Source organism: Paenibacillus silagei (assembly GCF_017874735.1).
Classification (GTDB): domain Bacteria; phylum Bacillota; class Bacilli; order Paenibacillales; family Paenibacillaceae; genus Paenibacillus_AQ; species Paenibacillus_AQ silagei.
Window position 1 is genome coordinate 75,114 of sequence record NZ_JAGGLV010000018.1, and the last position, 22,246, is coordinate 97,359.

Annotated in this window: 23 protein-coding genes; 16 read left to right on the forward strand and 7 right to left on the reverse strand. The window is 55.2% G+C overall.

Translation table 11 applies throughout. The annotated features are described in order from the left end of the window. Positions 1–92 precede the first annotated feature (92 nt). Complete coding sequence (locus J2Z70_RS23235; RefSeq protein WP_036731292.1) at positions 93–650, forward strand: SLOG family protein; 558 nt, start codon at positions 93–95, stop codon at positions 648–650. Positions 651–713: 63 nt separating this feature from the next. On the opposite strand, the gene J2Z70_RS23240 is transcribed toward J2Z70_RS23235, so the two are convergent. Beyond that, complete coding sequence (locus J2Z70_RS23240; protein WP_209877127.1) at positions 714–2,171, reverse strand: amidase family protein; 1,458 nt, start codon at positions 2,169–2,171, stop codon at positions 714–716. A gap of 212 nt (positions 2,172–2,383) precedes the next feature. Between J2Z70_RS23240 and J2Z70_RS23245 the strand changes: the two genes are divergently transcribed. Continuing rightward, a complete protein-coding gene (locus tag J2Z70_RS23245; RefSeq protein ID WP_209877129.1) occupies positions 2,384–3,310 on the forward strand; it encodes a DUF6612 family protein in 927 nt (308 codons plus the stop codon). A gap of 136 nt (positions 3,311–3,446) precedes the next feature. On the opposite strand, the gene J2Z70_RS23250 is transcribed toward J2Z70_RS23245, so the two are convergent. From J2Z70_RS23250 to J2Z70_RS23265, 4 genes are all read right to left on the reverse strand, one after another. Continuing rightward, entirely contained in the window at positions 3,447–4,184 is a 738-nt protein-coding gene (locus tag J2Z70_RS23250; protein ID WP_209877131.1) for a hypothetical protein, read from the reverse strand. A 156-nt stretch (positions 4,185–4,340) separates the two neighbouring features. Beyond that, positions 4,341–4,856 (reverse strand): hypothetical protein, encoded by a 516-nt coding sequence (locus J2Z70_RS23255; RefSeq protein WP_209877133.1) that lies wholly within the window; start codon positions 4,854–4,856, stop codon positions 4,341–4,343. Between the two features lie 179 nt (positions 4,857–5,035). Continuing rightward, positions 5,036–6,466 carry a sensor histidine kinase gene (locus J2Z70_RS23260; RefSeq protein ID WP_036731304.1) on the reverse strand — a complete coding sequence of 477 codons (1,431 nt, stop codon included), beginning with the start codon at positions 6,464–6,466 and terminating at the stop codon, positions 5,036–5,038. Continuing rightward, positions 6,454–7,134, reverse strand: coding sequence for a response regulator transcription factor (locus J2Z70_RS23265; protein WP_036731306.1), 681 nt, complete (start codon positions 7,132–7,134; stop codon positions 6,454–6,456). The genes J2Z70_RS23260 and J2Z70_RS23265 overlap by 13 nt, the downstream gene beginning before the upstream one ends. Positions 7,135–7,278: 144 nt before the next feature. On the opposite strand from J2Z70_RS23265, the gene J2Z70_RS23270 reads away from it, so the two are divergent. The 5 genes from J2Z70_RS23270 to J2Z70_RS23290 all read left to right on the forward strand — a co-directional run bounded on the left by J2Z70_RS23270 (position 7,279) and on the right by J2Z70_RS23290 (position 11,399). Then, positions 7,279–7,992: a YceI family protein gene (locus J2Z70_RS23270; RefSeq protein ID WP_209877135.1), complete on the forward strand. Its 714-nt coding sequence runs from the start codon at positions 7,279–7,281 to the stop codon at positions 7,990–7,992. Positions 7,993–8,005: 13 nt separating this feature from the next. Next, positions 8,006–8,317: a hypothetical protein gene (locus tag J2Z70_RS23275; protein ID WP_209877137.1), complete on the forward strand. Its 312-nt coding sequence runs from the start codon at positions 8,006–8,008 to the stop codon at positions 8,315–8,317. 217 nt (positions 8,318–8,534) lie between these two features. After that, on the forward strand, positions 8,535–9,326 hold the full coding sequence (locus J2Z70_RS23280) for a hypothetical protein (RefSeq protein ID WP_209877139.1): 792 nt from the start codon (positions 8,535–8,537) through the stop codon (positions 9,324–9,326). A 111-nt stretch (positions 9,327–9,437) separates the two neighbouring features. Beyond that, the gene (locus J2Z70_RS23285) at positions 9,438–10,436 is read left to right on the forward strand and encodes a Gfo/Idh/MocA family protein (RefSeq protein WP_209877141.1); all 999 of its coding nucleotides are present in this window, start codon (positions 9,438–9,440) and stop codon (positions 10,434–10,436) included. Between the two features lie 36 nt (positions 10,437–10,472). Beyond that, positions 10,473–11,399, forward strand: coding sequence for an ADP-ribosylglycohydrolase family protein (locus J2Z70_RS23290; RefSeq protein ID WP_209877143.1), 927 nt, complete (start codon positions 10,473–10,475; stop codon positions 11,397–11,399). Positions 11,400–12,019: 620 nt separating this feature from the next. On the opposite strand, the gene J2Z70_RS23295 is transcribed toward J2Z70_RS23290, so the two are convergent. Beyond that, the gene (locus J2Z70_RS23295) at positions 12,020–12,721 is read right to left on the reverse strand and encodes a class I SAM-dependent methyltransferase (protein ID WP_209877145.1); all 702 of its coding nucleotides are present in this window, start codon (positions 12,719–12,721) and stop codon (positions 12,020–12,022) included. Positions 12,722–12,883: 162 nt separating this feature from the next. Between J2Z70_RS23295 and J2Z70_RS23300 the strand changes: the two genes are divergently transcribed. From J2Z70_RS23300 to J2Z70_RS23340, 9 genes are all read left to right on the forward strand, one after another. Next, on the forward strand, positions 12,884–13,768 hold the full coding sequence (locus J2Z70_RS23300; RefSeq protein WP_209877147.1) for a hypothetical protein: 885 nt from the start codon (positions 12,884–12,886) through the stop codon (positions 13,766–13,768). Positions 13,769–13,798: 30 nt separating this feature from the next. Beyond that, positions 13,799–13,969: a hypothetical protein gene (locus tag J2Z70_RS23305; RefSeq protein ID WP_209877149.1), complete on the forward strand. Its 171-nt coding sequence runs from the start codon at positions 13,799–13,801 to the stop codon at positions 13,967–13,969. A 184-nt stretch (positions 13,970–14,153) separates the two neighbouring features. Further along, a complete protein-coding gene (locus tag J2Z70_RS23310) occupies positions 14,154–14,528 on the forward strand; it encodes a Na-translocating system protein MpsC family protein (RefSeq protein WP_209877151.1) in 375 nt (124 codons plus the stop codon). A gap of 118 nt (positions 14,529–14,646) precedes the next feature. Then, positions 14,647–15,432, forward strand: coding sequence for an ABC transporter ATP-binding protein (locus J2Z70_RS23315; RefSeq protein WP_209877153.1), 786 nt, complete (start codon positions 14,647–14,649; stop codon positions 15,430–15,432). 31 nt (positions 15,433–15,463) lie between these two features. Next, positions 15,464–16,351, forward strand: coding sequence for an ABC transporter permease (locus J2Z70_RS23320; protein WP_209877155.1), 888 nt, complete (start codon positions 15,464–15,466; stop codon positions 16,349–16,351). A 42-nt stretch (positions 16,352–16,393) separates the two neighbouring features. Next, positions 16,394–17,440, forward strand: a complete 1,047-nt coding sequence (locus J2Z70_RS23325) for an ABC transporter substrate-binding protein (protein WP_209877235.1) — start codon at positions 16,394–16,396, stop codon at positions 17,438–17,440. Between the two features lie 24 nt (positions 17,441–17,464). Next, the gene (locus J2Z70_RS23330; RefSeq protein ID WP_245368467.1) at positions 17,465–18,121 is read left to right on the forward strand and encodes a cysteine hydrolase family protein; all 657 of its coding nucleotides are present in this window, start codon (positions 17,465–17,467) and stop codon (positions 18,119–18,121) included. Continuing rightward, positions 18,118–19,530 (forward strand): MFS transporter, encoded by a 1,413-nt coding sequence (locus tag J2Z70_RS23335; protein WP_209877157.1) that lies wholly within the window; start codon positions 18,118–18,120, stop codon positions 19,528–19,530. The genes J2Z70_RS23330 and J2Z70_RS23335 overlap by 4 nt, the downstream gene beginning before the upstream one ends. 80 nt (positions 19,531–19,610) lie before the next feature. Then, positions 19,611–19,946 (forward strand): hypothetical protein, encoded by a 336-nt coding sequence (locus tag J2Z70_RS23340; protein WP_209877159.1) that lies wholly within the window; start codon positions 19,611–19,613, stop codon positions 19,944–19,946. A gap of 481 nt (positions 19,947–20,427) precedes the next feature. Here the strand turns inward: J2Z70_RS23340 and J2Z70_RS23345 are convergent, their stop codons facing one another. Further along, complete coding sequence (locus J2Z70_RS23345) at positions 20,428–22,230, reverse strand: hypothetical protein (RefSeq protein WP_209877161.1); 1,803 nt, start codon at positions 22,228–22,230, stop codon at positions 20,428–20,430. Positions 22,231–22,246: the final 16 nt, after the last annotated feature.

The following is a 22,246-nucleotide window of genomic DNA, read 5'->3' on the forward strand; positions in this document are numbered from 1 at the left end:
GCAGCCCTGCCACGCGAAATAAGATATAATGCATAAAGTACAGGTTGTCCCATACATTTCGGAATGAAGCAGTCAGGAGAGAGGCGCAGCACATGAAGACTTTACTGGTCACAGGCTACCGGGCCCATGAGCTCGGCATTTATGACAGCAAGCATCAGGGCATTCCCTATATCAAAAAAGCACTCGCCAACCGGATCATTCCGCTGGTGGAGGAGGGACTGGAATGGGTCATTACTCCCGGGCAATATGGTGTTGATCTGTGGGCCTGCGAGGTGGTGCTGGAGCTGAAGCAGCAATACCCCGGGCTGAAGCTGGGCATTATTACGGCCCATGCCTCACCGGAGGAGAAGTGGAAGGAAGAGAAGCAGAATGAATACCGCCGCATTGTAGCCGGTGCGGACTACTACGGAGCCGTTAGCAATGCTCCCTATGACGGGAGCTGGCAGTTCAAGGCCAGAGATGATCTGCTGCTGCGTAAAAGTGACGGGATTCTGTTGTTCTACGACGAGGATGCGGCGGAGAGCAGTGCGAAGTTCACCAAAGAGCGGGTCGTGAAGCTGCATGCCGAAGGCGATTATGAGCTGCATCTGATGCATGCAGAGGAGATTCAGAGCATTGCCGATGAAGAGAACCGGCATGACTATGATTGAGAAGGGGGTGCGCAGCTGCGGGCTGCGCACCTGGAGCCTGTCCCATGTTGGCCTGAAGCGGGATCAGATGAAGCTGCGGAGTGAAGGCGGCTTGCGTACCTTATAGTTCTGCTCATAGGCGTAAGCCAGTCTGATAAGCATCGGTTCTTCATAGGCCCGGGCGGAGAAGGTTACGCCGAAGGGGGCACCGGCTGAGGTATAGCCTGACGGCACCACGATCGACGGATATCCGGCTCTTGAGGTAATCCGTGCGCCGAAGTCAGCGGGGAACAGCAGGGCATCAAGCTGATGTTCGCGCATAGTAGCGTCAATCCCCAGCTCCTTGCAGAGTCTGAGATCCGTCATGCGGTCACGCAAATATTGCAGCTCGGTGAAGGTGCCGGAGGTTGTTAATTCGGCATCGAGCAGGGTCGCTTGCCCGAACTTCAGCGTCTGGACCGGATGGGCATGATTGAAATCAATAATATCCTTCAAGGTACGCATCGGTGCCCCCGGGCCCAGGCGGGCCAGGTAGGCGTTCAGTGAGGTTTTGAATTCATTCAGCACCACGGACGAATAGCTGATCTCCCGCGCCGTTGTAATCTCGGCCGGATCGATAATGGTCGCCCCGAGCTCCCGCATTCTCTCCACAGAGGCATTGAACAGCGCAAGCTGCTCCTCCGTCAGCTCCTCGAAGTAATAATCGCGCGGAATTCCGATTCTTGCTCCCCGCAGACCGTCTGCATCCAGGAAAACCGTATAATCCTCATGAACCTTACCTCTGTTCGTACCCATAGCCGCATCTCCGGCATCCTGACCGAGCAGAGCGTTCAGGAGAAGGACGGCATCCCGGACCGTTCGTGCCATAGGCCCGGCGGTATCCTGCGTGCTGGAGAGCGGCAGAATACCGGAGCGGCTGATCAGCCCCACCGTGGGCTTAATACCGATAATAGAGCCAAGATTGCCGGGATTGAGGATGGAGCCGGAGGTCTCTGTTCCAACGGAGACGCTGCAGAAATTACAGGCCACCGCTACTGCAGACCCGGCGCTGGAGCCGCCTGTCGGCGTGGAGATGTTATAGGGGTTAAGCACCTGCCCGCCCCGGGAGCTGTAGCCGGAGGGCATGCCATTCGTCATGAAGTTGGCGAATTCCGTCATATTAGCCTTGCCCATAATGATAGCTCCCGCCTCGCGCAGCCTCCTGACGATGAAGGCATCCTCTCCGGCAAAAGAGTCCGCCAACGCGAGCGAGCCCGCGCTGGTATGCATGTTATCCCCGGTATTAATGTTATCCTTCAATAGCACAGGTATGCCGTGCAGCGGTCCGCGCGGACCCTGAAGCTGGCGCTCAACGTCCAGGGATTCAGCGATGAACAGCGCATCCGGATTAATCTCCAGTACGGAATTGACGGTCAGGCCGCTTTTGTCATGATCCGCTATGCGCTCAAGGTACATCAGGACTAATTGTCTGGAAGTGATCTCCCCGGAATCCAGAGCGGCTTGAATGTCAGACAGGGTAGCCTCTACGATTTCAAAACTCATGCGGGTCCACGCTTCTTTCCCTTTAGGATTTAGTAGTATTCTTCCTCATATAAGCACAGTTTTGCCTGTCTTCATAGTGTTGTTTTGCAGCCCGGACGACCATGACTTTGGATGTAACTTTTAAACGCCTGATTAAAAGGGGGGCTCCTGTGGTTAAATACATCACAAGATTTAACAATACTACTTGCTAACATCACTAGGAGGAATCGAACTTGAAGAAATGGACTACTTTATTCATGGGTGTTATGCTATCTGTCGCCTTGGCTGGCTGCGGCAATAATGAGGAGCTCAAACCATCGGGGGGAGCTGCAACAGCAGCACCTGGAGGAAACGCGGCTCCGGAAGCCTCCGCGTCGGCAGCGCCTGCTGAACAGACATCAAAAGGTGTTCCAACGGTTGATGAATTGGTTCAAAAATCGGTTGCTGCATCTGGTGATCTGAAGAGCTATGTAGTTGACATGCAGGTGAAGCAGAAGATCAATGTAAAGACGGCACAAGGGGACAATGCGCAAGATACTGATATGAACACGAAATCTACGTTCATTAAGGAGCCGCTGATGATGCATCAGGAGGTGCAGATGAAGACGGCCCAGGGTGACCAGAAGATTGAGCAATATGTGACTAAGGACGGCTTCTATTCCCAGATGAACGGGCAATGGATGAAGCTGCCTGCTACGATGGGTGAACAGGTCCTTACTGCTATGCAGCAGTCCGCTAACCCTGAGAAGCAATTGGCACAATTCAAGGCACTCACCGATAAGACCAAAATTACCGAGGAAGGCGATAGTTATCTGCTCTCTGCTGAGGTATCCGGGGATGACGTTAAGGAGCTGGCGAAGACCTATATGAACCAGACCGGAAGCTCTGACCAGCAGATGGCTGCCATGATGGAGCAGATGAATATCAAGAGCATGAATATCGCCTATGCGGTGGATAAGAAGACCTACTTCCCAACCCGCACCGATGTAACCATGGTCATGGATATGACCAGCAATGACCAGACGATATCGATTGATATGGATATGAAGGGGACCATCAGCGATCACAACAAGGTTGACGAGATCAAGGTTCCGCAGGAAGCACTGGACGCGAAGGAAGTTGAAATGCCAGCGGCTCCGGCAGCTCCTACAACTCCGTAACAGGCTTACCGGGCTGAATAGAAGTGCAACACATGGAAACGGCGCTACTGTCCTGATTAGGACGGCAGCGCCGTTTTGTCATGTACAGCGACGACCATGCTTCGAGTTCAAAGCTTAAATTGCATTTTATATAAATTTAAAATTTAAACGAGTTGCTCAGCATACCAAAGGCTGCACCGGCAATGACGGAGGTGATCAGCTTGTAGAAAATATATCCGGTCACAATGTTGGCGATGGCAATCGGGTATAAGGTGTCAATGCCCCGGCTGCCGCCAGTGTTCAGCGGATATTGGAACAAAGCCGTATTCATGCTGATGAAGACGAACAGGAAGGACAACGCCACCAGTGTGGTCGAGAAGGAGTACAGGCTGACAAGTAGTGTGAGAATCGCCAGCACCAGCAGCGCCACGGCCGGAACGAGCAGCGTTCCCATCCGGGTAATCAGCAATTTAAAATCGAAGCTGACCTTCTCCAGCCGGAGAACGGCATAAGTGGCTCCGCAAGCAACGGCCAGGCCAACCGCCGTCAATAACAGCGGCTTCAGGAAGCCGGGGCCGAAGATGGCCGAGACATCCCATTTGATGAACAGGGTGAGGAAATATAAGGCCGTTAACAACGCCGTAAGGCCCATGGTGATCAGGCTGTTCATGAAATGGGCCACAGGAATTTCCCTCATTGTACTGTACGGGCGGGTAAGGGCTCTCAGGTAAAAGCTCCAATATTGCTTGCCTACTGCCTGTGCCTGCTGTACACGTTCATCCTTGAGCAGATTATTGAACTGCTCGGATACCTTACGCTGGGGCTGCGGTTGCCCAGGTTGGTTGTTAGGTCCCTCAGGATTCGTGAAGGGTGTTCCGCCTTCCGGGTTGTTCATTGTGATTCCTCCTTGTGAAATATATGGAAAATGCCACTGGCTTTAGTATAAGGGGACTCAACGGGAAATTCTATAAATTTGCCGGAATATGCAGAAATTCATGCGAAAAAGCCCGTAAATCGTCGATAAACGTCGATTTACGGGCCGGGACCCATTCTATTCCTGTAATTCGTCTGCCACCCGGGCAAACCCCTCTTCAGCGAGATATTCCTCCGCTTCAGCGACCGTCTCGAAGGCCATCTCAAGCTGTAGTCCGGCATAGAGATACCACAGATCCTCCTCGAATCTCAGGCTCAGCGTATGCCCGTCCTCATTCGTCCACAGTGATTGCGCTTCAGCTCCGCCCGTCTGCGCTTTTTTCTTTCTTTTGGAAGGGGCAGGGGCCTCGGGAATGTACATCAAGAGAGAAGTGATAGACGCATCCAGCAGCTCGCGCAGCGCAGCCTCCGAATAATCGCGGATATTGACCAGTCCCTTATCATCCGTCTCATAGCCCCGCAGCAGCCCGGCATAGACGAAGCCGTTCCCGTTCGGGTGAATATACGAAGCCACGGTCTTCTTGTCGTGACGGCTCTGCTCCAGGTGATAATTCACCCGTCCCAGTGAGACCTTCCGCGCCTCCAGCTGGGGATAGGAATCAAGAATAGCTATTTTCTGTTCAAAAGTAAGCATATACAGCCTCCGGTTCACTTGAAATATAAAAATGTATAGGTTTCACGCTATACATTATCTTTCTATTTCTCGCTGAAACGGTACCGTCCTTTAAAAGGACGGCAATACCGTTTCCGCTTGTAGTCAGTTGATTATACCACGCAGCGGGGTGCTGGACTATAACGCGCTTCCCCGGTTCATTACTCTGCCAGCGGGAGCCGCAGCACGAAGGTGCAGCCCTGCGGCGGATTGCTGCCCAGCTCCAGGCTGCCGCCCATGGCTTCGGCCAGCAGTCTGCTGAAGGTCAGGCCCAGCCCGAGTCCGCGAAGCAGGCTCTGCTTGCCCGAGCTGCGGTAGAAGGCTTCGAAGATCCGTTCCCGGCTGTCCGGGTGGATGCCCGGCCCGTTATCTGTAACGGAGATTTCGGCCTGCCCCTGCGGCGTAGCCGTAAGTTCAAGCTTCAATTGGAGATTGCAGTCCGGCGTCTTCGCCTGCAGACTGTTGCCCAGCAGATTCACAATAATCTGCTGGATGCGCAGCGGGTCTCCCCGCAGCACAAGCGGGTTCTCCGGCAGCAGCAGGATGGGCTTATTAACCTCCCCGTTCTGGGTCAGCATCCATTGATAGAGGATTTCCTCCAGCAGCGGGGCCGCTTCGAGCTTATCATGACGGACGGCAACCATGCCCGCTGTCAGCGCATTGTAGTCCAGCAGATCGGCGACCATATGCTGCAGCCGCCCGGTCTCAAGCAGAGCGATATCGAGGAATTCATTGGCCTCCTCGCCTTCGACAACGCCCTCGCGTACCGCATGGAGCAGTCCTTTGATTGAGGTGACCGGCGTCTTCAGCTCATGGGACACGCCGGCCAGCATGATGGCCCGCGACTGCTCGAACTGCTGCAGCTTGCCCGCCATCTCCTGGAAGGAGACGAGCAGCTCGTGAATCTCACGTTCTTTGGCCCCGGTCTCAAGCGCGATATTATATTGGCCGCTGCTGATCTGCGCGGCGGCAGCGGCCACCCGCTGAACCGGCTTGGCCAGCTTGATCGACAAGAGATAGATCGTCAGCCAGCTTAGGATAATCAGGAAGACGATGATAATCGAGAAGAAGGTGATCTCCTCTGTCGGAATATGACGCAGGGAGCGCTTGGACTGCATAACCAGCACCTGCCCCAGTGTGCCCTGGTCCCCCTGGATCTGTGCGGCGGCGGCCTTGTATTCAGAGGTTCGCGAATCGGTCAGGCTATCATTGAGCTTGTGTCGCATTTCCTCGTCTGTCATCGGGGGCTGGGAGTATAACAATTCGCCTTCAGGTCCGGTGATGATTACGCACATTTCCTCAGTGACCTTGAAGAAGCGTTTGCGGTCCTCTACCAGCCTATTCAGGCCCCCGGTAATCGCTAATTGACCGTCTGTATCCACGCTCCGGTCAGCGATCTCCTGCGCCAGCAGGCCGGTCGTCTGCATCCGGTTGCTCATCGCCTCCTGCTGCATCCACCAGAGGGTGAACAGCGCCGTCACCAGCAGCCCGATGCTGATGATCAGCAGGTACCGCAGCGTCCAGTAAGTGAGAATGGAGGTAGTCTTCTTTTTCCTGCTGCTGTTCTTCTTACTCTTATTTATGTTGTCCATAATTGATAACCTGTTCCTCTCAGTGTGCGGATCTCGCCCTCGTCCTCCGGCCAGTGCGAGAGCGCCTGGCGCAGTCTTTTGATGGAGAGATCAACGGCACGGTCGCTTCCGTCATAATCCATCTCCCACACATGCTCCAGGAGCTGGTCGCGGGTGCAAATCTGGTTCGGCCGCTCGGCCAGGAACAGCAGCACCGACATGTCGCGCGGGCTGAGGCTGACCTCCGCCCCGTTCAGGAAGATGCTGCGGGCCGAGAAATCGATGAACAGACTGCCGTAATGGCGCTTGCGGCTGCCGTCCGACCACTGCGAGGGGCGGCGCAGCACCGCCCGCACCCTTGCGACCACTTCCTCGGGGATGAAGGGCTTCGACATATAGTCATCCGCCCCCCCGTCCAGACCCGCCAGCCGGTCCTTGATCCCGTCGCGGGCGGTGAGCATGATGACCGGGCAGCTGCTCCGCTCACGGATGAGCTGCAGTAGCTCGAAGCCGTCCATCGCCGGCAGCATGATATCGAGCAGGACCAGCGAGGGAGGCGCCTCCTCGAAGGCGTCCAGGGCACTCCGGCCGTCTGCGGCCCGGGTGACGTGAAAGCCTGCTTTTCGCAGATAGGCACTAAGCACCCGCGCGATGGCTTCTTCATCCTCTACGATTAGTATCGATTGCATGAGCTTCAGTCCCTTAACTAAAATTACGACAATTCTAACACATTTGCAGGCTAGTATGCTTTGACTTATTCCCGACATATTGCTCTGGTAGAATGAGATTCAGCTGGAACGAGCAGAGACAGAAAATGGAATGGAGGAGATCGTATGAAGAAGAGAACAGTTGCTATAACCGCAGCCATTGTAATTATTGCAGGAGCCATCACTGCCTTCATCTTAGTGAATAACAGCCTTGGCAATAAGGTGGAGATTGAATCGGTGATTCCTGAGCAGGCGCAGAACAGCGGAGCCCAGAAGGAAGGAACGGCCAATGCGGCTGCTGCCGCTGCTGCTGTAACGCCGGAGCAGTTGAACGGAACCTGGAACATTGCAGAGCCGTCCAAGGTCTACTGGTCCGTGACCACATCCAAAGAAACGGTTAACTTCGTAGATCCTTCCGTGAAGGGCACCTGGAAGGTGAATCTGGAGGATGCCTCCGCGATGACCGGCGAAGGGTCGGTCGACATGAGCGCGCTTGATTCGGGAACCGCCCAGCGGGACGAGCATGTCAAGGGAGCGGACTTCTTGTCCGTAGCGGAGTTCCCGGAGGCCACCTTCACGGTGAAGTCCTTCTCGGAGCTGCCAAAGGAATGGACAGAGGGGACGGCGGTGCCGGTACAACTGCAGGGGACGCTGACCGTGAAAGGCATCGAGAAGGAAGTCACGTTCGACTCGCAGGCTGCATATAGCGGCGGAGAGCTTAAGCTGTCGGGTACGACTACCGTAACCTTCGAGGATTTCGGCCTCAGCAATCCGCATTCCATCGTGCTCAGTACCGAGAACAATCTTGAGGTGCGCCTGGAGCTAGTGCTTAAGAAATAACATAGGGTTGGGGATGACCCTCCCCGTTTGCTGCGGATTCGCGGCTGGCGGGGAGGGTTTTTGCTGTGACTGGGGCTGGGGCGAAGGCGGTGGGCCAGATGCGGATGTAGCCGAAAAAGCGAACACATTGCGCTGGCGCGAGATGCGTGGCCGGAATGTAGCCGAAAAAGCGAACATATTGGGCTGGCGGGAGGTGCGTGGCCGGAATGTAGCCGAAAAAGCGAACACATTAGGCCAGCGCGGGGCGTATGAGCGGAATGTAATCGAAAAAGCGAACACATTGGGCTGGCGGGAGGTGCGTGCTCCACAGCCCGTGACTTTTTAGAGAAATCCTGCAAGATGTGCAACAATCTATCCATGCAAGCGGTCGGTGAGAGAAGACTCTCAGAACTGGCGAGGGGGAGGCTGAGCATCGCCATGAAAGCATCTTTCACCCGGTAGGGTGTTTTTTTGTGACGGTGCAAATCCCCGCCTTCAGGTTAAGTATAAGAGATACATAATTATTCAATAGGACCATCAGGTAAGGAAGGGAGCTAAGACACATGGATCGTAAGGCCAAAACTATACTGCAAAAATCGTTCTGGAGCGCCAGCGGCTGGAAGGGGACATACGGGCCTTTTTCCGGTGAAGAGTTCGACTATGCGAAGAGCAAGGGGGTCATGTTCGATCCCCTCACGATCACCCATGATGAGCTGGTGGAGAAGCTTCGGGTGCTGCACAGCGGGAGTGTGACCCGGGAGAAGGTGGCGGCGGCTTTTCTGCACAGCCTGTCTACCCGGAAGGTTCATCTGCGGAGCGCCTTGTCCAGTTGGGTTTTGACCTCGGAGCTGCCTGCACATGAATTCGCCCAGCCCCCCGCCGAGCAGCCAAGGTATAGCAGTTGTGCTGCTTGTGATGCCAGACACCTGATGTCTGATCAGCAGTACAACGCTGTGGATCTGAATGTGCTCAATTTCGAGCGGGTCAAATGGGGCGGCATCCGCCTTAATAAGCTGCTGTATTGCTGGCTCGATCTGGAGCTGTTCAGCCGGGAAGAGGAGGTGGAGGCTGCTCCGCAGGATCTTCGTATTTTGCAGGATATGGCCGAAGCCGTGAAGCTATGCGGCAGCATGGATGGTGCACGGAAGCTGGAGAAGCATTGGAAGGATATATTCCCCTCGAACCGGCATGAACGGGATGTGGTGATGGAGATCTGGGGATATGCTGGAATTCTGGTTCCGCAGGAGGAGCCGCGCCAGGGGCGGGGCGGAGACAATGATTTCAACGCTGTAGCCAACTGGCGCGGGGAGGACGGTTATTCGAAGGAACGCCTGAATGTGTTGTTCGGGCTGTAATACACACTTGTCTGGAGCTGGAGGGTCCTGCCGGTCGGCGGACATGTACACACCAGGGAGATTTTGATAGAATCAGAGGGACCTGAGCTTCATTACGAGGAGGATATTACTATGGCAGAAGATAACGCTTACACGATAAAATGGGGCATTCTTAGCACAGGCTGGATCGCCCATCAGTTCGCCACGGATCTGGCCCACGCCAGCAATGGGGTGGCCTATGCAGTCGGCTCGCGCTCGCAGGAGAGCGCGGATAAATTCGCAGCCGATCACGGCATTCCTGTCGCATACGCCACCTACGAAGAGCTGGTGAACGATCCTGATGTGGACGCCATCTATATCGGCACACCGCATCCGTTTCACCGGGAGAATGCGCTGCTGGCTTTGCGGGCGGGCAAGGCTGTGCTGTGCGAGAAGCCTTTTACCGTGAATAGTGCTGAACTGGAGGAAGTCGTGGCCTATGCCCGGGAGCATAAGCTGTTCCTCATGGAAGCGATGTGGAGCCGGTATATCCCGGCACATGTGAAGGTGAGGGAATGGCTGGCCGCCGGGCGCATAGGAGAGTTGAAGCTAGTGAAGGCGGACCTTGGGTTCCGTTCTGACTGGAACCCGGAAGGACGTCTGCTGAATCCGGCCCTTGGCGGCGGTGCGCTGCTGGATGTCGGCATCTATCCGGTCTCCTTCACCTCGATGGTTCTTGGACCTCATCCAGAGTCGATCGCCAGCACTGTTCATATCGGGGAGACTGGCGTGGATGAACACTTCTCACTGCTGTTATCCTACGGGAATGGCGTATCTGCTTCACTCAACGCCGGTATCCGCCTGAATCTGGACGATGAAGCCTACATCTATGGAACGGAAGGACGTATCGTGGTCAATGGCACCTTGGTTAATCCAAAATCGGCCGAGCTCTACGTGAACGGCGAATTGGCTGAGAGGTTCGAAGATGACCGTGCTTCGGTCGGGTACTGCTTCGAGGCGGAAGAGGTGGGCCGCTGCCTTCAAGCGGGGCTTACCGAGAGCCCGGTAATGACACTGGATGAATCCGTAGCGCTGATGAAGCTGCTGGATGAAGTCCGGGCGCAGTGGGGACTGAAGTATCCCGGCGAATAAGTGCGGGCAGGAAGCTTCCGGGAAGGGGGAGACCAAGTGACATTGACTGATGATCGTTATCAGGGCTGCCTGCAGGGGCTGGCCGCCGGGGATGCGCTGGGCACAACTGTAGAATTCCAGGCACCCGGAACCTTCAAGCCAATGACAGATATTGTCGGCGGCGGGGTATTCGCTCTGCAGCCGGGTCAGTGGACAGATGACACCTCGATGGCGCTCTGTCTTGCGGAGAGTCTGCTTGCCATGCAGGGCTTCGATCCGGCAGATCAAATGCAGCGTTATGTGAAGTGGTACCGCGAAGGAGTGCTTAGCAGCACCGGCAGATGCTTCGATATCGGCAACACAACGCGTGAAGCGCTGCACCGGTATGAAGCCAGCGGGGAGGCGTACAGCGGTTCAGAGGACCCGTTCTCTGCCGGAAACGGCTCTATTATGCGTCTGGCTCCGGTGGTGATGTACTACGCGAAGCAGCCCGCTGAGGCGATCCGCTATGCAGCAATGAGTTCAAGAACCACGCACGGGGCCGCCGAGTGTCTTGCTGCCTGCCGCCTGCTCGCGGCCTATATTCTCGCCGGGCTGCACGGCTGGAGTAAGCGGGAGATGCTGGCGCCGGATGCCTTCCGCGAATGGCTGGATGAGGATGAGGCCTTGACGCCGCATATGCTGAGCATCAAGCAAGGCTCTTACAAGATGAAGGAGCCGCCGCAGATCCAAGGCTCGGGCTATGTCGTGGAGTCGCTGGAAGCCGCGCTGTGGGCGTTCCATAAGTCCGCCAGCTTCGAGGAAGGCGCGCTGCTCGCCGTGAATCTCGGCAATGACGCCGACACCACCGGCGCCATCTACGGCCAGATCGCCGGAGCCTACTATGGGCTCAGTGGCATTCCGGCCGACTGGAGCGGCAAGCTGGCGATGGGCGGGCTGATCAGCGATTACGCGGGGCGGCTGTTTACGGAGCGGGTGCAGTAAGCGGGATTGATAGTGCATGTAGCAGGCGGGGCGCATTTCAGTGCGTCCCGCCTTTTTGTTGTGCACAAATATGAGGTTACGTTCGAAGCAAACATTCAGAGACAAGTGTATTGTGTACAATTAAAAACCGTGAAAAAGCAAGCATTCCTCTTCTAACTGTAGTCTGTACAACTAAATTTGCCTGAATGGTTGAGAACCGGGGTATGGAGGTATTTTAGATGTACGAAATACAGCTAAACTGCGATTCGATGGTACATCAGACGTTTTAGTTGTACAGATTGCACTTAAGCTAATCGCTTGTACCTTAATGGAGGCATGAACGATGATATCAGGCAGATTCTGCACCCATCGCCGACTTCTACGCTTGAATTGAAAGTAGCTGATTACATTTCCTGCAATAGAAAACTCATATTTGACCGTAAAATGAGATTCTATTGTATTTCATACAGTGGAATGCTGCGTATTGGGCGAAATGAGGCCTTTATTCAAAATTCAATTGTACCGAATGCAATAGAATCTATTTCGATGCCCTTTTTACAGCATTCCATTGTACAAAATACAGTTACTACTGTTTCAGCGCCTACAGCATACGTATGACTGCTGCGGGAATGAGGCGTTAGTTATCTTTTTCGGAACAGGGCCGTCCACAGAAAAGCTTCACCGAACAGGTTCTCACTCTGCTCCGTCTGACGCATCCGCCGAAACTGGATATTCTCGTAATTGCCGAAGAACGTCTTGAGCTGCTCCTCCGTGAACCCTAATCCGCCTCTCATCCGCCGCTGACGGTAGACCTCCCAATCGGTAATCTCTGCACCCATGGAGCCTGCTGCGAAGCAGGTCAAACCGAAATAACCGCCGGGCGTGAGCGCCCGGTCCAGCAGCTCCAGATAGGAGGCTCTGCGGTGTGGATAGATGTGATGGAAGCATCCGCTGTCATAGATGAGGTCATAGCTCCCAGGCGTCAGCTCCAGATCAAAGATATTCCCGCATGTAAAATTCACCTCTACCTGATGTGCCGCCTTACGCTCCATTCCCCAATCGACTGCCGTCTGAGAGATATCCACAGCGTCCACCTTACATCCCTGCTGCGCCATGTACACCGCATTTCTGCCGCCTCCACAGCCTAGCTCAAGCACTCGGCCTGGTGCTATATTCCCGCCGCTGAAGCATTCCACCAGATTCTCATCGGGACAATCCCGGAAAAAAGGAATGCCCTTCTCCTTATCCGCATAGAACCCATCCCACCATTCCCCCTCGTCCCGGAAAAAAGAGTCCAGCATCCTCAGCGTGTCCTCATGGCTATAAATCGTTTCATCGTTCATTCTTCTCAAGGTCTCCCTTCCTGTTAGCTTGCGGTAAACCCAAAGTACGATTATGAGACAATCCAAACAGTAACCCTCCTAAATTATGTTATAATATTCCGGAAATATGTTCTGTGCGGTTGGTTGCCGGGAGCGGAATTTCTATGAAGGGGAGGGAAGCGTGTGCTATGGACGGCAAGTCTATCCAGTCTGCTGCTGAAGCCGGACAACCGGCAACGGCACAATGAATTACTTCGTGAAATTGGCAGCTATATCAGCACGCACATTCTGAATCACCCGCTGCTTGCGGAGGATTGCGGGCATATCAGCATCCTGCTGGATGGATCAACGGCGCTCGGGATTGTGGATGACAGCTCGGATATTGATCTGATCCTGGTCTGCCGGGATGAATGCTATGAGCCGATTACGAGCCGTTTCGAACGGGCAGAGTTGATCCCGGAGAGAAGCAGCTTGTTTGTAGATGTGCATCTGCCCAGCGGCAAAACAGGACACTACACCCTGCTCAAATTATCGGAGCTGGAGCAGGCGCTGGAAAAAGGGCAACTGGACTGGCTGTGGAATGCATCGGTCGCCTGTCTCTATCATGACCCGTTGGCTCTGAAGGCGCTGTTTGCGCAAGCGGTTCCGCTGCCTTCAGAACATTTGATGAGTCTGCGGAAGAAAACATACATAGACCTTCGGAGTGCTGCCAAAAGCCTGGATAATCCCGTGCGCCGGGGAGAGGCTTTTCCGATTCTTTTTCAGGCGGTGGAGGTGTACAAGCAGGCCTTACGCTGTGCTATCACAGTGGAGGGCCACCCCTATCCGTATGATAAATGGCTTGTACAGGTAGCAGAGCGGCTTACGGTGGGAAAAAGGGTGCTTGATTGTATGAAGGACTTCCAGCGATATCTCAAAGAGGATCTGTCCTATGCGCCAATGTATCAGGAGGATAACAGCTTTGTGAAAATGGAGAAGCGGGTCCGCGGGGTGTTGCTGGAGGAATTCCGCCTGCGCGGCGTAGATGAGCCTTGGCTGGTGGAATGGTGGAAGTACTTCGAGGATTGAATGGAATAAGAAGTCACGCTGGCGCAGATAGTGGACAAGATGTACACAGACAAAAAAGTACGCAATGGCCGCATCCGCTTCGTCTTTCAGGACGGTATCGGGAGGATGAAGCGTTTTGCCGACGGTTCTTATTCTGTTCCGGTTGAAGAATCGGCAGTCATGAAGCTGCTAGAGGAGCTTCGCGTGAACCCGACGACTTAAATGTTATATATTCTACCATAGTATATATTTTTCTTTTAATTATGTGATATTATCTTCCGTATTTTTATTGACAAGTCTTTATTTTTATCTATAATGATGTATAAGCGGTGGGCCAAAAGGCGATATAGTCGCTAGGGAGTCACATTTCATAACATAATCTATTGCAGCAAAGGTGTGATCGCTAATGATCGCTTCCGCCGGACAATGGAAACAGGACATTCTACGGATCTACAACGAAATCAACAAGAAGCTGTTCAACGCCGGCGTTAAGCAGCAGAAGGTCGATTTTGTGGGCAACAAGATTATTATTTTATCCATTAACAGCCGGGTGCCCGTACTCAAGGTGCTGGATACCCATGATCCCACGGCAAGCCGCCAGATCAATCTGGTGCTGCATGAAGTATTCAAGGCCGAGATCAAGCAGGCATTTCTGGATGAATTTCAAGTCAATATTAAGGCCGTTCTTAAAGATTATGATGTGGAGACCGAGTATTCCGGTACGATCATAATTTTGGAGAAGGACCTTGAGCATTATCTGAACGCTACGTTGGAACTCTGATCTTCCGGAGAGCCGGCCTGCCGTCAGTTTTCGGACATTTCCCTGCAGGGGTGTGTCCTGAACTGGCGGCTTTTTGTTTATCGTCGTGAGGCTATTACTACCTTAGGGAGCTGATTCTATGAAAACCAAAATTGAGATTGCCGGTGTCAGCAAGTGGTTCCGCCGTGACGGACAGGAGATTATGGCCATGCAGGAGACGAATCTCTCCATAGAACAAGGCAGATTTGTCAGTATTATCGGCCCCAGCGGCTGCGGCAAGTCCACGCTGTTCAATATTATCGCGGGCCTGATTCCGCCATCCACCGGCCGTGTGCTTGCAGACGGAGAGGATATCGTAGGGAAGACCGGATATGTCGGGTATATGCTGCAAAAGGATATGCTGCTGCCCTGGAGGACGATACTGGACAATATTATTTTGGGCATGGAGATCCGCGGGGTGCCGCGCAAGGAAGCCGTAGCCCGGGCCAAGCCCCTGATGGACCGCTATGGACTTAAGGGCTTCGACGGTCATTACCCGGCAGAGCTGTCCGGCGGGATGCGCCAGCGGGCAGCGCTGCTCCGTACGCTGCTGTATAAGCGCGATATTATTTTGCTGGACGAGCCCTTTGGCGCCCTGGACGCCCAGACCCGGCTGACGATGCAGAACTGGCTGCTGGAGCTCTGGGAGGACTTCCGCAAGACGGTGTTATTCGTTACCCATGATATTGATGAAGCCATCTATCTGTCTGACGACATCTATGTCTTCTCCGGGCGGCCGGGACGGATCATCTCCAAGATCTCGGTAGATATGCCGCGTCCCAGACACCAGGAGGATACCGTATCCGCTTCATTCATGGAGCTCAAGGCCCACCTGCTGAATCTGCTGTCAAGCGGGGATCAGGAGCCAGCCACCCGTATCTCTTAGAATTCATAAACTGTTGAAGGAGAGGACAACCATGGAGAGTGTACAGAAGAAAGGCTATGTCATTCACAAGCTGGAGGCGGCTCCGGTCCAGGCGGTCAAGCCGGAGAAGCTGCAGAAGAAGCCTGTCATTATTGATGAAGAAGCCGCCAGACGCCGGACGAGGCGGATCATCGGGATCGGGCGGCTGTCCGTGGCGCTGCTGATCGTGCTCTGCTGGGAGCTGTTCACCCGGTTCGGCTGGATGGACCCGTACTACTGGAGCAGCCCGCTGCGGATTATGAGTACAACCTGGACTCAGGTGACTGAGGGGACGCTGCTGGAGGATATTGCGTATACCTCAAGCTCGACGATTCTAGGCTTCATCGGGGGAACGGTGATTGGCTCGCTGCTCGGCCTGTCCTTCTGGTGGTCCCGCAAATTTGCCGGCATCAGTGAACCGTTTCTGATCCTGCTCAACGCCATGCCGAAGCTGGCGCTTGCCCCGGTGCTGGTCATTCTGCTGGGCATCGGTTTCTTCTCGAAGGTGGCGCTTGCTTTTGCCATGACAGTGGTTGTGGCGGCCTTGTCAGCGCACAGCGGCGTGCAGAGTGTGGACAAGGATATGGAGAAGCTGATGTATTCGCTTGGGGCGAAGCGTCATCAGGTGTTCACCAAGGTGGTCATTCCCTGGGCGATGCCCTGGATGATCAGCAGTCTGCGGATTAATATTGCCCTTTCGCTGGCCGGTGCGATTGTCGGGGAGTTCATCGCTTCAAGCCATGGTATAGGCCGTATGGTCATCTATGCGGGGACCATTCTCGACATTAATCTGGTCTGGGTAGGAGTTGTAGTTCTGTCTGTACTGTCGATGGTCATGTATGCAGGAGTGGTGCTGCTGGAGAAGTGGTTGTCTAAGGGATACGGGATGAAGAAGGCTTAAGAAGCGGGCCATCATTTCAAAGATAGAGGAGAGAAGCCAATGATGAATGTTACGAAAATAAAGCTGTCTGCCGTCCTGCTGGCCTCCGTAATTCTGCTGTCCGGCTGCGGCGGCAAAGGCAATGCTGAAGTGGAGGCGGCCGCTGCCGGGAACGGTGCGGAGAAGCTGAAGAAGCTGGTTATCGCCGAGCCGCTGCATTATACAGGCTATCTGCCGCTGTACGTGGCGCAGCGCGAAGGGTATTTTGCGGAGGAGGGGCTTGAGGTGGAGATGCTTCAGGCAGCGGGCGGCACGCATGTCACCTCGGTGGTCAGCGGGGATGCCTGGGCCGTCATCGGCGGGCCGGAGTCCAATGCGCTGGCGAATATCGGCAACTCCGACCCGATTGTCTCGGTCAGCAACGTGGTGAACCGGGCGAACGTCTATCTGATGGCCAAAAAAGGGACCGCCCCGGCAGGCAGCTCCGATGAGGAATTGGCAGCCTTCCTGAAGGGCAAGAAATTGAATGCCGGGCGGCATGGCGGTACGCCTAATCTGCTGACCCAATATCTGCTGCTGGAGCTGGGGCTTGATCCGCAGAAGGATGTCCGGCTGCTGGAGCCGGCGGATGGCTCCACGGTGGTGGCGATGGTCCAGCAGGGGGCCGCGGATATTGCGAACGGCGCGGAGCCGCAGATCAGTGACGGGATGAGCAAGGGGGTGTGGGATGAACCTTTTTACAAATTCCATGATCTGGGTGACTATGCTTACTCGGTGCTGAGCGTGAAGAAGTCTACCCTGGAGAAGGACCCGGAAACGGTACAGAAGGCGGTGAATGCTGTCGTCAAGGCGCTGAAGGTGATCCAGGAGGATAAAGAGCTGGCGATGCGTGTCTTGAAGGCGGAATTCCCTACACTCTCCGATGCTGCTGCCCAAGCTGCGCTTGACCGGGCGTATGACGACCAGCTCTGGAGTCCGGATGGAGTGATCTCGCAGGAGGCGCTGGATAAGGATATGGATGTAATGATCAAGACCGGAATCTACAAAGGCGAGTATACCTATGATGACCTGGTCGATATGCAGTTTGTGAATAAAACAGCAGCGAAGTAAGCTGAGACCCACAGGTCTTCAAAAATGAAAGAGGTGACCAAAATGGAGTTAACTGCCGATCTGATTATCCCTGATAAAACGGCCCTTATTATAGTAGATGTTCAGAATGATTATTGCCATGAGGAGGGCGCACTGGCTTCTGGAGGCAATGATGTATCCGCTGTGCGGGAGATGATGCCGCAGCTCCACGGGCTGATTACGGCGGCCAGAACGCAGGGAGTGCCGATCATTTACATCCAGACCTACCATGAAAAAGCGACCGATTCCCAGGTCTGGACCTCCCGCTCCGGGCGCGGCTCGCTGGGCGTCTGCCGCCGGGGGAGCTGGGGGGCTGAATTCTACGAGGTATCCCCGCTTCCGGAGGAGATTATTGTAAATAAGCACCGGTACAGCGCTTTTATTAACACCCGGCTTGATTCGGTGCTGCGTTCGCTGCGGATCGAAACCCTAATTATGACTGGAGTGAGCACCAATGTCTGCGTGGAGTCGACCGCAAGGGACGGGTTCATGCTGGATTATCAGATTGTGATGGTTCAGGACGCCTGTGCCTCTTATTCCCGGGCGGCGCATGACATGACGCTGGAAAATATGAAGGGATACTTCGGCGTGGTTGCTTCAGCCGCAGAGATTGAAGCGGGCTGGAAGATCTGGAACCAGCCTGTGCTGCAGCAACTGTCGTGAGCCTCACGATGCCGTCACCGGAACGGGTCGTGAACCTCACGGCGGTTAAGGTGGTCATCTGTCTCGGGGCGTTCCTGTCCAATCTGTCCGCCGGGATGTTCAATATATCGCTGGTTGATATTTCCGCTGATCTGCAGATTCCCGTGGCCTCTGCACAGTGGGTGGTCAGCATCTATCTGCTGGTCATTTCAGTGCTGCTGCCTGTAATGGGACGGCTGGGCGACAGGTTCGGCCGCCGCAAGGTGCATAATCTGGGGCTGTTCGCCTTCGCAGCAGGGGCGCTGGGCTGTGCGCTGGCCTGGAATGAAGCCATGCTGCTGGGCTTCAGAGTCTTGCAGGGAGCGGGAGCCTCCATGTATCAGGCGACTAACATGGCCTTGATCGTCTCGCTCTTCCCGGCGGAGCAGCGGGGCCGGGCGCTGGGACTGATGAGCACCTTCGTGGCTGCGGGTTCGATGGCAGGTCCGGCCTTAGGCGGCTTCCTGATCCAGTGGTTTGCCTGGGAGAGCAACTTCTGGCTGCTGGCCGTTGTTGCGGGAGCCGTGGGTGTGCTCGCGCATAGGCTGATTCCCCGGGATACAGAGACCGCCGGAGGCCGGATGAATCTGGCCGGAGCAGCCTGGATGGCTGTCTGTCTTACTTCGCTGATGATTGCCGTCGATCTCGGCAGCCGCTCCTCATTCCTGTCTGTACCCGTACTGCTGCTGCTCGCGGTCTCGGTAGGGCTGGCAGCGGGTTATACAGGATATGCCCGTTTCGCTCAGCGCAACTCCCCGCCTGCGGAGAACGGCTTCAGCCTGTTCACGGACCGGAGCTTTGCTGCCGGAATTGTGATTACGGTTATCACGTATATGGCTGCTTTTGCCGCACAACTGGCGTTGCCTTCGCTGCTGCGCTTAGCCGGAGCTGAGCCTGCGTGGGTGGGCATGATTATGATTGGCTATCCGCTGGCGCTGGTGGTAACTGCCCCTGTCAGCGGGAGTATTGCGGACCGTAAAGGGCCTGTTGGCATCCTGACCGCCGGTCTGCTGCTGATGAGTATCACGCTGCTGGCGCTGGGCCTTGGCTCCCCTGCTTTGAGAGCGGGTGCGATGGTGCTGCCGGTCGTGCTGCTAGGCTGTGCTATGGGAATGATTACTTCGCCTAACACAAGCATCGTTATGGGTTTGGCGGCAAAATCGCAGCTTGGCCGGGTCAGCAGTATACTGGCCTTATCCCGCAACATCGGCATGATGTTCGGAACGGCGGCCGGCGGTCTGATGATCAGTGGGGGGAACAGGCCGAACGGAAGCTATGTGGCGGTGTTCGTAGCCTGTGCTGCGGCAGTAGGTCTGTCTTCCGTCTGGCCGCTGTATTCCTTCCGGCACAGCAGCAAGCGCAAAAGCGCGGAGCATCTGCACATACCGTAATAGAGTAGAGTTTCAGGTAAGTTGAATCCCGCTCCCTCTATTCTGGGTAATATAGAGAAAGAGAGCTTAGGAGGGACGACATGGGCAATCCGTTGAAGGAATTCAAGAGCAGCATCGATGGGCTGAAGCAGTCACTGGACGGGGTAAAGCAATCCGTCGATGGACTGAAGGCGCCGGTGGATGAGTTCAAAGCGAATATGCAGGAGACGGTGGAGGCGGCGAAGCTGCGGAGTGACGGAGTGAAGTCGGAGCTTGGGCGGATGAAGCAGTCGGTCAAGGACACTCAGGAGGTGCTTGGCGAGGTGAAGGAGACGCTGAGCGCATCGGCGGAGGTGCTGTCTACCCGGAAGCGGTATCTCCGGCTGTTCAGCTGTAAGAAGGGGCGTCTGATGGCCGCTAAGGGCCGCCGTTCGTGAACGATAACCACGCATCTCCACGCGTCAAAAGAAAACGCAAGAGTCAGGGCGGCATACATCCCGTGTGACTCTTGCGTTTTTGTGTTCCATTTTGGGATTTTCGGTCCATGCGGACTGGAAGGCCGCTATTTTTGCTATTTGCGCTATTCCGGTAATCTATCCGGACTCAGAGGTCCTTAACCAACCTGTATCGCCTCATTTTCAGCGTCACCGCACCTTTTAACGCCTTCTCAGTCCGTGGCGGGCAGAAAAATTGTCTTTTTGACCAAATAGAGTCCTCACAGTCCGCGGAGCATCCAGTTGTCCGCCATCACGCTACAATTACGCAACCACAACGACATCATTCCGCACACCGCACACTGCACATTATCCCACACACCGCTCCACCACACCATTCTTTGATGCATCACTGAAACGTGCAACACCCGGCGATGACACCGCAGCCATCCCTCAGTGACCTGTAATCTCTGTATTCCGCACATCAAGGCGGCGTCAGGCTTAAGCTCTGGGCCGAATCGACCACAAACACAGGCACCGTCTGCACCCCAAGCTCCGTCTCCACCTCTCCGAATTCATTCGCGAACTGGCCGCTGACTGCGGCAGATCCGGTCATTAGCGGCACCTCGCCCTGAAGCAGCAGCTCACGTCCATTCGAACGCGCAACTGCTCTTCCGGCAGCATCAAAGTAAATATCGCAGGACAGCATCACCTTCTCATAAGGAAACAGCTCAAGCTGTGTAGCATCTATAGGGGTGTAAGTGAACTCCTGATAGAGTTCCGAGAATTCATATGCTCCGTTCACCAGGCGGAAAATAGCGGTCCTGCCCTCGACACCATCAGCCAGATCCGTGTTCATTACGCGGATGGAGCCATCCTGTGCTATCAGCTCATAGCTGCTGCCTGTGAAGCTGAACAGCAGGGAGATTCCTTCCGGCCGGATGGTATAGCCTGTGAAGATGCTTCGTCCGTCAGCCTCACCGCCGTTAGCTACAACTACGGGTACTTCGGAGTAAGCAGACAACGCTTCGTCAAAAGAAAGAGCGCTCAGCATCCCCGAACCCGGGATCACCTCCCCGGTCCGGGTGGAGACCGTGCCGTCCCTGCTCATCTCGGCGTAGACCAGCTTGCCGCCAGCGTCTACTCCGGCTACAGCCACCTTGGCCCCGTACTTGTCGGTGACGGAGGCTGTAAGGGAGTAGCTGCCCTGCACTTCTCCGCCCGGCAGCAGCCGGAGTGGCTCGGCCGTATTCCAGGCAAGCGTTGCGGCAGCAGTCTCTCCGGAGGTGTCCTGCACCGGGGCCAGCTCCGCATAGAGCCTGATGGCATCCGCATACCGGCCGCCGCGCACATGGCGCGCGCCCTCGCGGAGCAGCCGGGCGATGCTGTTGTCGATCAGCTTCAGCACCTTGGAGCTGGTGATGCCGGCTGATGCCGCATAGCTGCGGTAGCGGGCGGCATGTCCGGCGAAGGCTGCGGTGAGGTCACCGTCCAGATCCTTGTTCAGGATGAGCGAAGCGCTCTCCTGAACCTGCTTGCTAAGCCAGGGTGCGGTATAGCTATGATTCTTATAAGCTTCTTCCATAGAGAGGGCGCTCTCCAGCATAGGCCCGAAGCTACCGGCTGCGGCCAGAGCCTTGAGCCTCGCGGTATCATGGGCCTTGAAGCTCGCAGCGAGCAGCTTATCCTTGGCGGCGGTTCCCCCGTAATAGTCTGCCGGAATCTGCAGCAGGCTCCATTTGAGACTGTCTGTACTGTCGCTGCCTGTCCCTGAATCTGCGCCCTTAGATGCACCTGCGGCAAGCCCGGCCAGATACTCATCCTTGAACTGCCGGAACCCGGCTGTCATCTTGTCTGAGACGCCTGAATCCGCCGAGAGCTGGCGATAATAAGCTTCATAGGGTCCTCCCGGCGTCATATACTTGCTCTTCAGGCTGAGCAGGGAGGCATAGCTCTCCATCATCCCTGCAAAATCCTTCACAGTCAGCTGGTCCTCCAGCGTTAAGGACAGTCTGCTCAGACTCGTGCGGATGCTCGTAATAGGAGCCAGCTCTGTCAGTTTCGCCGAAATTTCGTTCTCTTTATATAGAATCGAATGATTGGCCGCTGCAAGACGGTACTTGTTCTCGGCAGCGATAAGTTCCCCGGCAGCGTACAGTTCTCCAGCTTCTTGTACATCCTGAAGCTTATTCTTAATCCCCAGCGCCTTCTGTCCCAGCGGGAGCAGCATCAAAATACACAGAATAATCAAAATATTCCGCAGGGTTATAGCCCGTATGATCGTCATATAATATAGCCCCTTT

Excerpts from the sequence above, each read along its gene's own strand:
- J2Z70_RS23315 (WP_209877153.1), top strand. The coding sequence starts at position 14,647 with ATGAAAACCAAAATTGAGATTGCCGGTGTCAGCAAGTGGTTCCGCCGT.
- J2Z70_RS23295 (WP_209877145.1), bottom strand. The coding sequence starts at position 12,721 with ATGAACGATGAAACGATTTATAGCCATGAGGACACGCTGAGGATGCTG.
- J2Z70_RS23250 (WP_209877131.1), bottom strand. The coding sequence starts at position 4,184 with ATGAACAACCCGGAAGGCGGAACACCCTTCACGAATCCTGAGGGACCT.
- J2Z70_RS23320 (WP_209877155.1), top strand. The coding sequence starts at position 15,464 with ATGGAGAGTGTACAGAAGAAAGGCTATGTCATTCACAAGCTGGAGGCG.
- J2Z70_RS23235 (WP_036731292.1), top strand. The coding sequence starts at position 93 with ATGAAGACTTTACTGGTCACAGGCTACCGGGCCCATGAGCTCGGCATT.
- J2Z70_RS23270 (WP_209877135.1), top strand. The coding sequence starts at position 7,279 with ATGAAGAAGAGAACAGTTGCTATAACCGCAGCCATTGTAATTATTGCA.
- J2Z70_RS23340 (WP_209877159.1), top strand. The coding sequence starts at position 19,611 with ATGGGCAATCCGTTGAAGGAATTCAAGAGCAGCATCGATGGGCTGAAG.
- J2Z70_RS23285 (WP_209877141.1), top strand. The coding sequence starts at position 9,438 with ATGGCAGAAGATAACGCTTACACGATAAAATGGGGCATTCTTAGCACA.
- J2Z70_RS23265 (WP_036731306.1), bottom strand. The coding sequence starts at position 7,134 with ATGCAATCGATACTAATCGTAGAGGATGAAGAAGCCATCGCGCGGGTG.
- J2Z70_RS23330 (WP_245368467.1), top strand. The coding sequence starts at position 17,465 with ATGAAAGAGGTGACCAAAATGGAGTTAACTGCCGATCTGATTATCCCT.
- J2Z70_RS23345 (WP_209877161.1), bottom strand. The coding sequence starts at position 22,230 with ATGACGATCATACGGGCTATAACCCTGCGGAATATTTTGATTATTCTG.
- J2Z70_RS23280 (WP_209877139.1), top strand. The coding sequence starts at position 8,535 with ATGGATCGTAAGGCCAAAACTATACTGCAAAAATCGTTCTGGAGCGCC.
- J2Z70_RS23240 (WP_209877127.1), bottom strand. The coding sequence starts at position 2,171 with ATGAGTTTTGAAATCGTAGAGGCTACCCTGTCTGACATTCAAGCCGCT.
- J2Z70_RS23275 (WP_209877137.1), top strand. The coding sequence starts at position 8,006 with ATGACCCTCCCCGTTTGCTGCGGATTCGCGGCTGGCGGGGAGGGTTTT.
- J2Z70_RS23310 (WP_209877151.1), top strand. The coding sequence starts at position 14,154 with ATGATCGCTTCCGCCGGACAATGGAAACAGGACATTCTACGGATCTAC.
- J2Z70_RS23325 (WP_209877235.1), top strand. The coding sequence starts at position 16,394 with ATGAATGTTACGAAAATAAAGCTGTCTGCCGTCCTGCTGGCCTCCGTA.
- J2Z70_RS23260 (WP_036731304.1), bottom strand. The coding sequence starts at position 6,466 with ATGGACAACATAAATAAGAGTAAGAAGAACAGCAGCAGGAAAAAGAAG.
- J2Z70_RS23255 (WP_209877133.1), bottom strand. The coding sequence starts at position 4,856 with ATGCTTACTTTTGAACAGAAAATAGCTATTCTTGATTCCTATCCCCAG.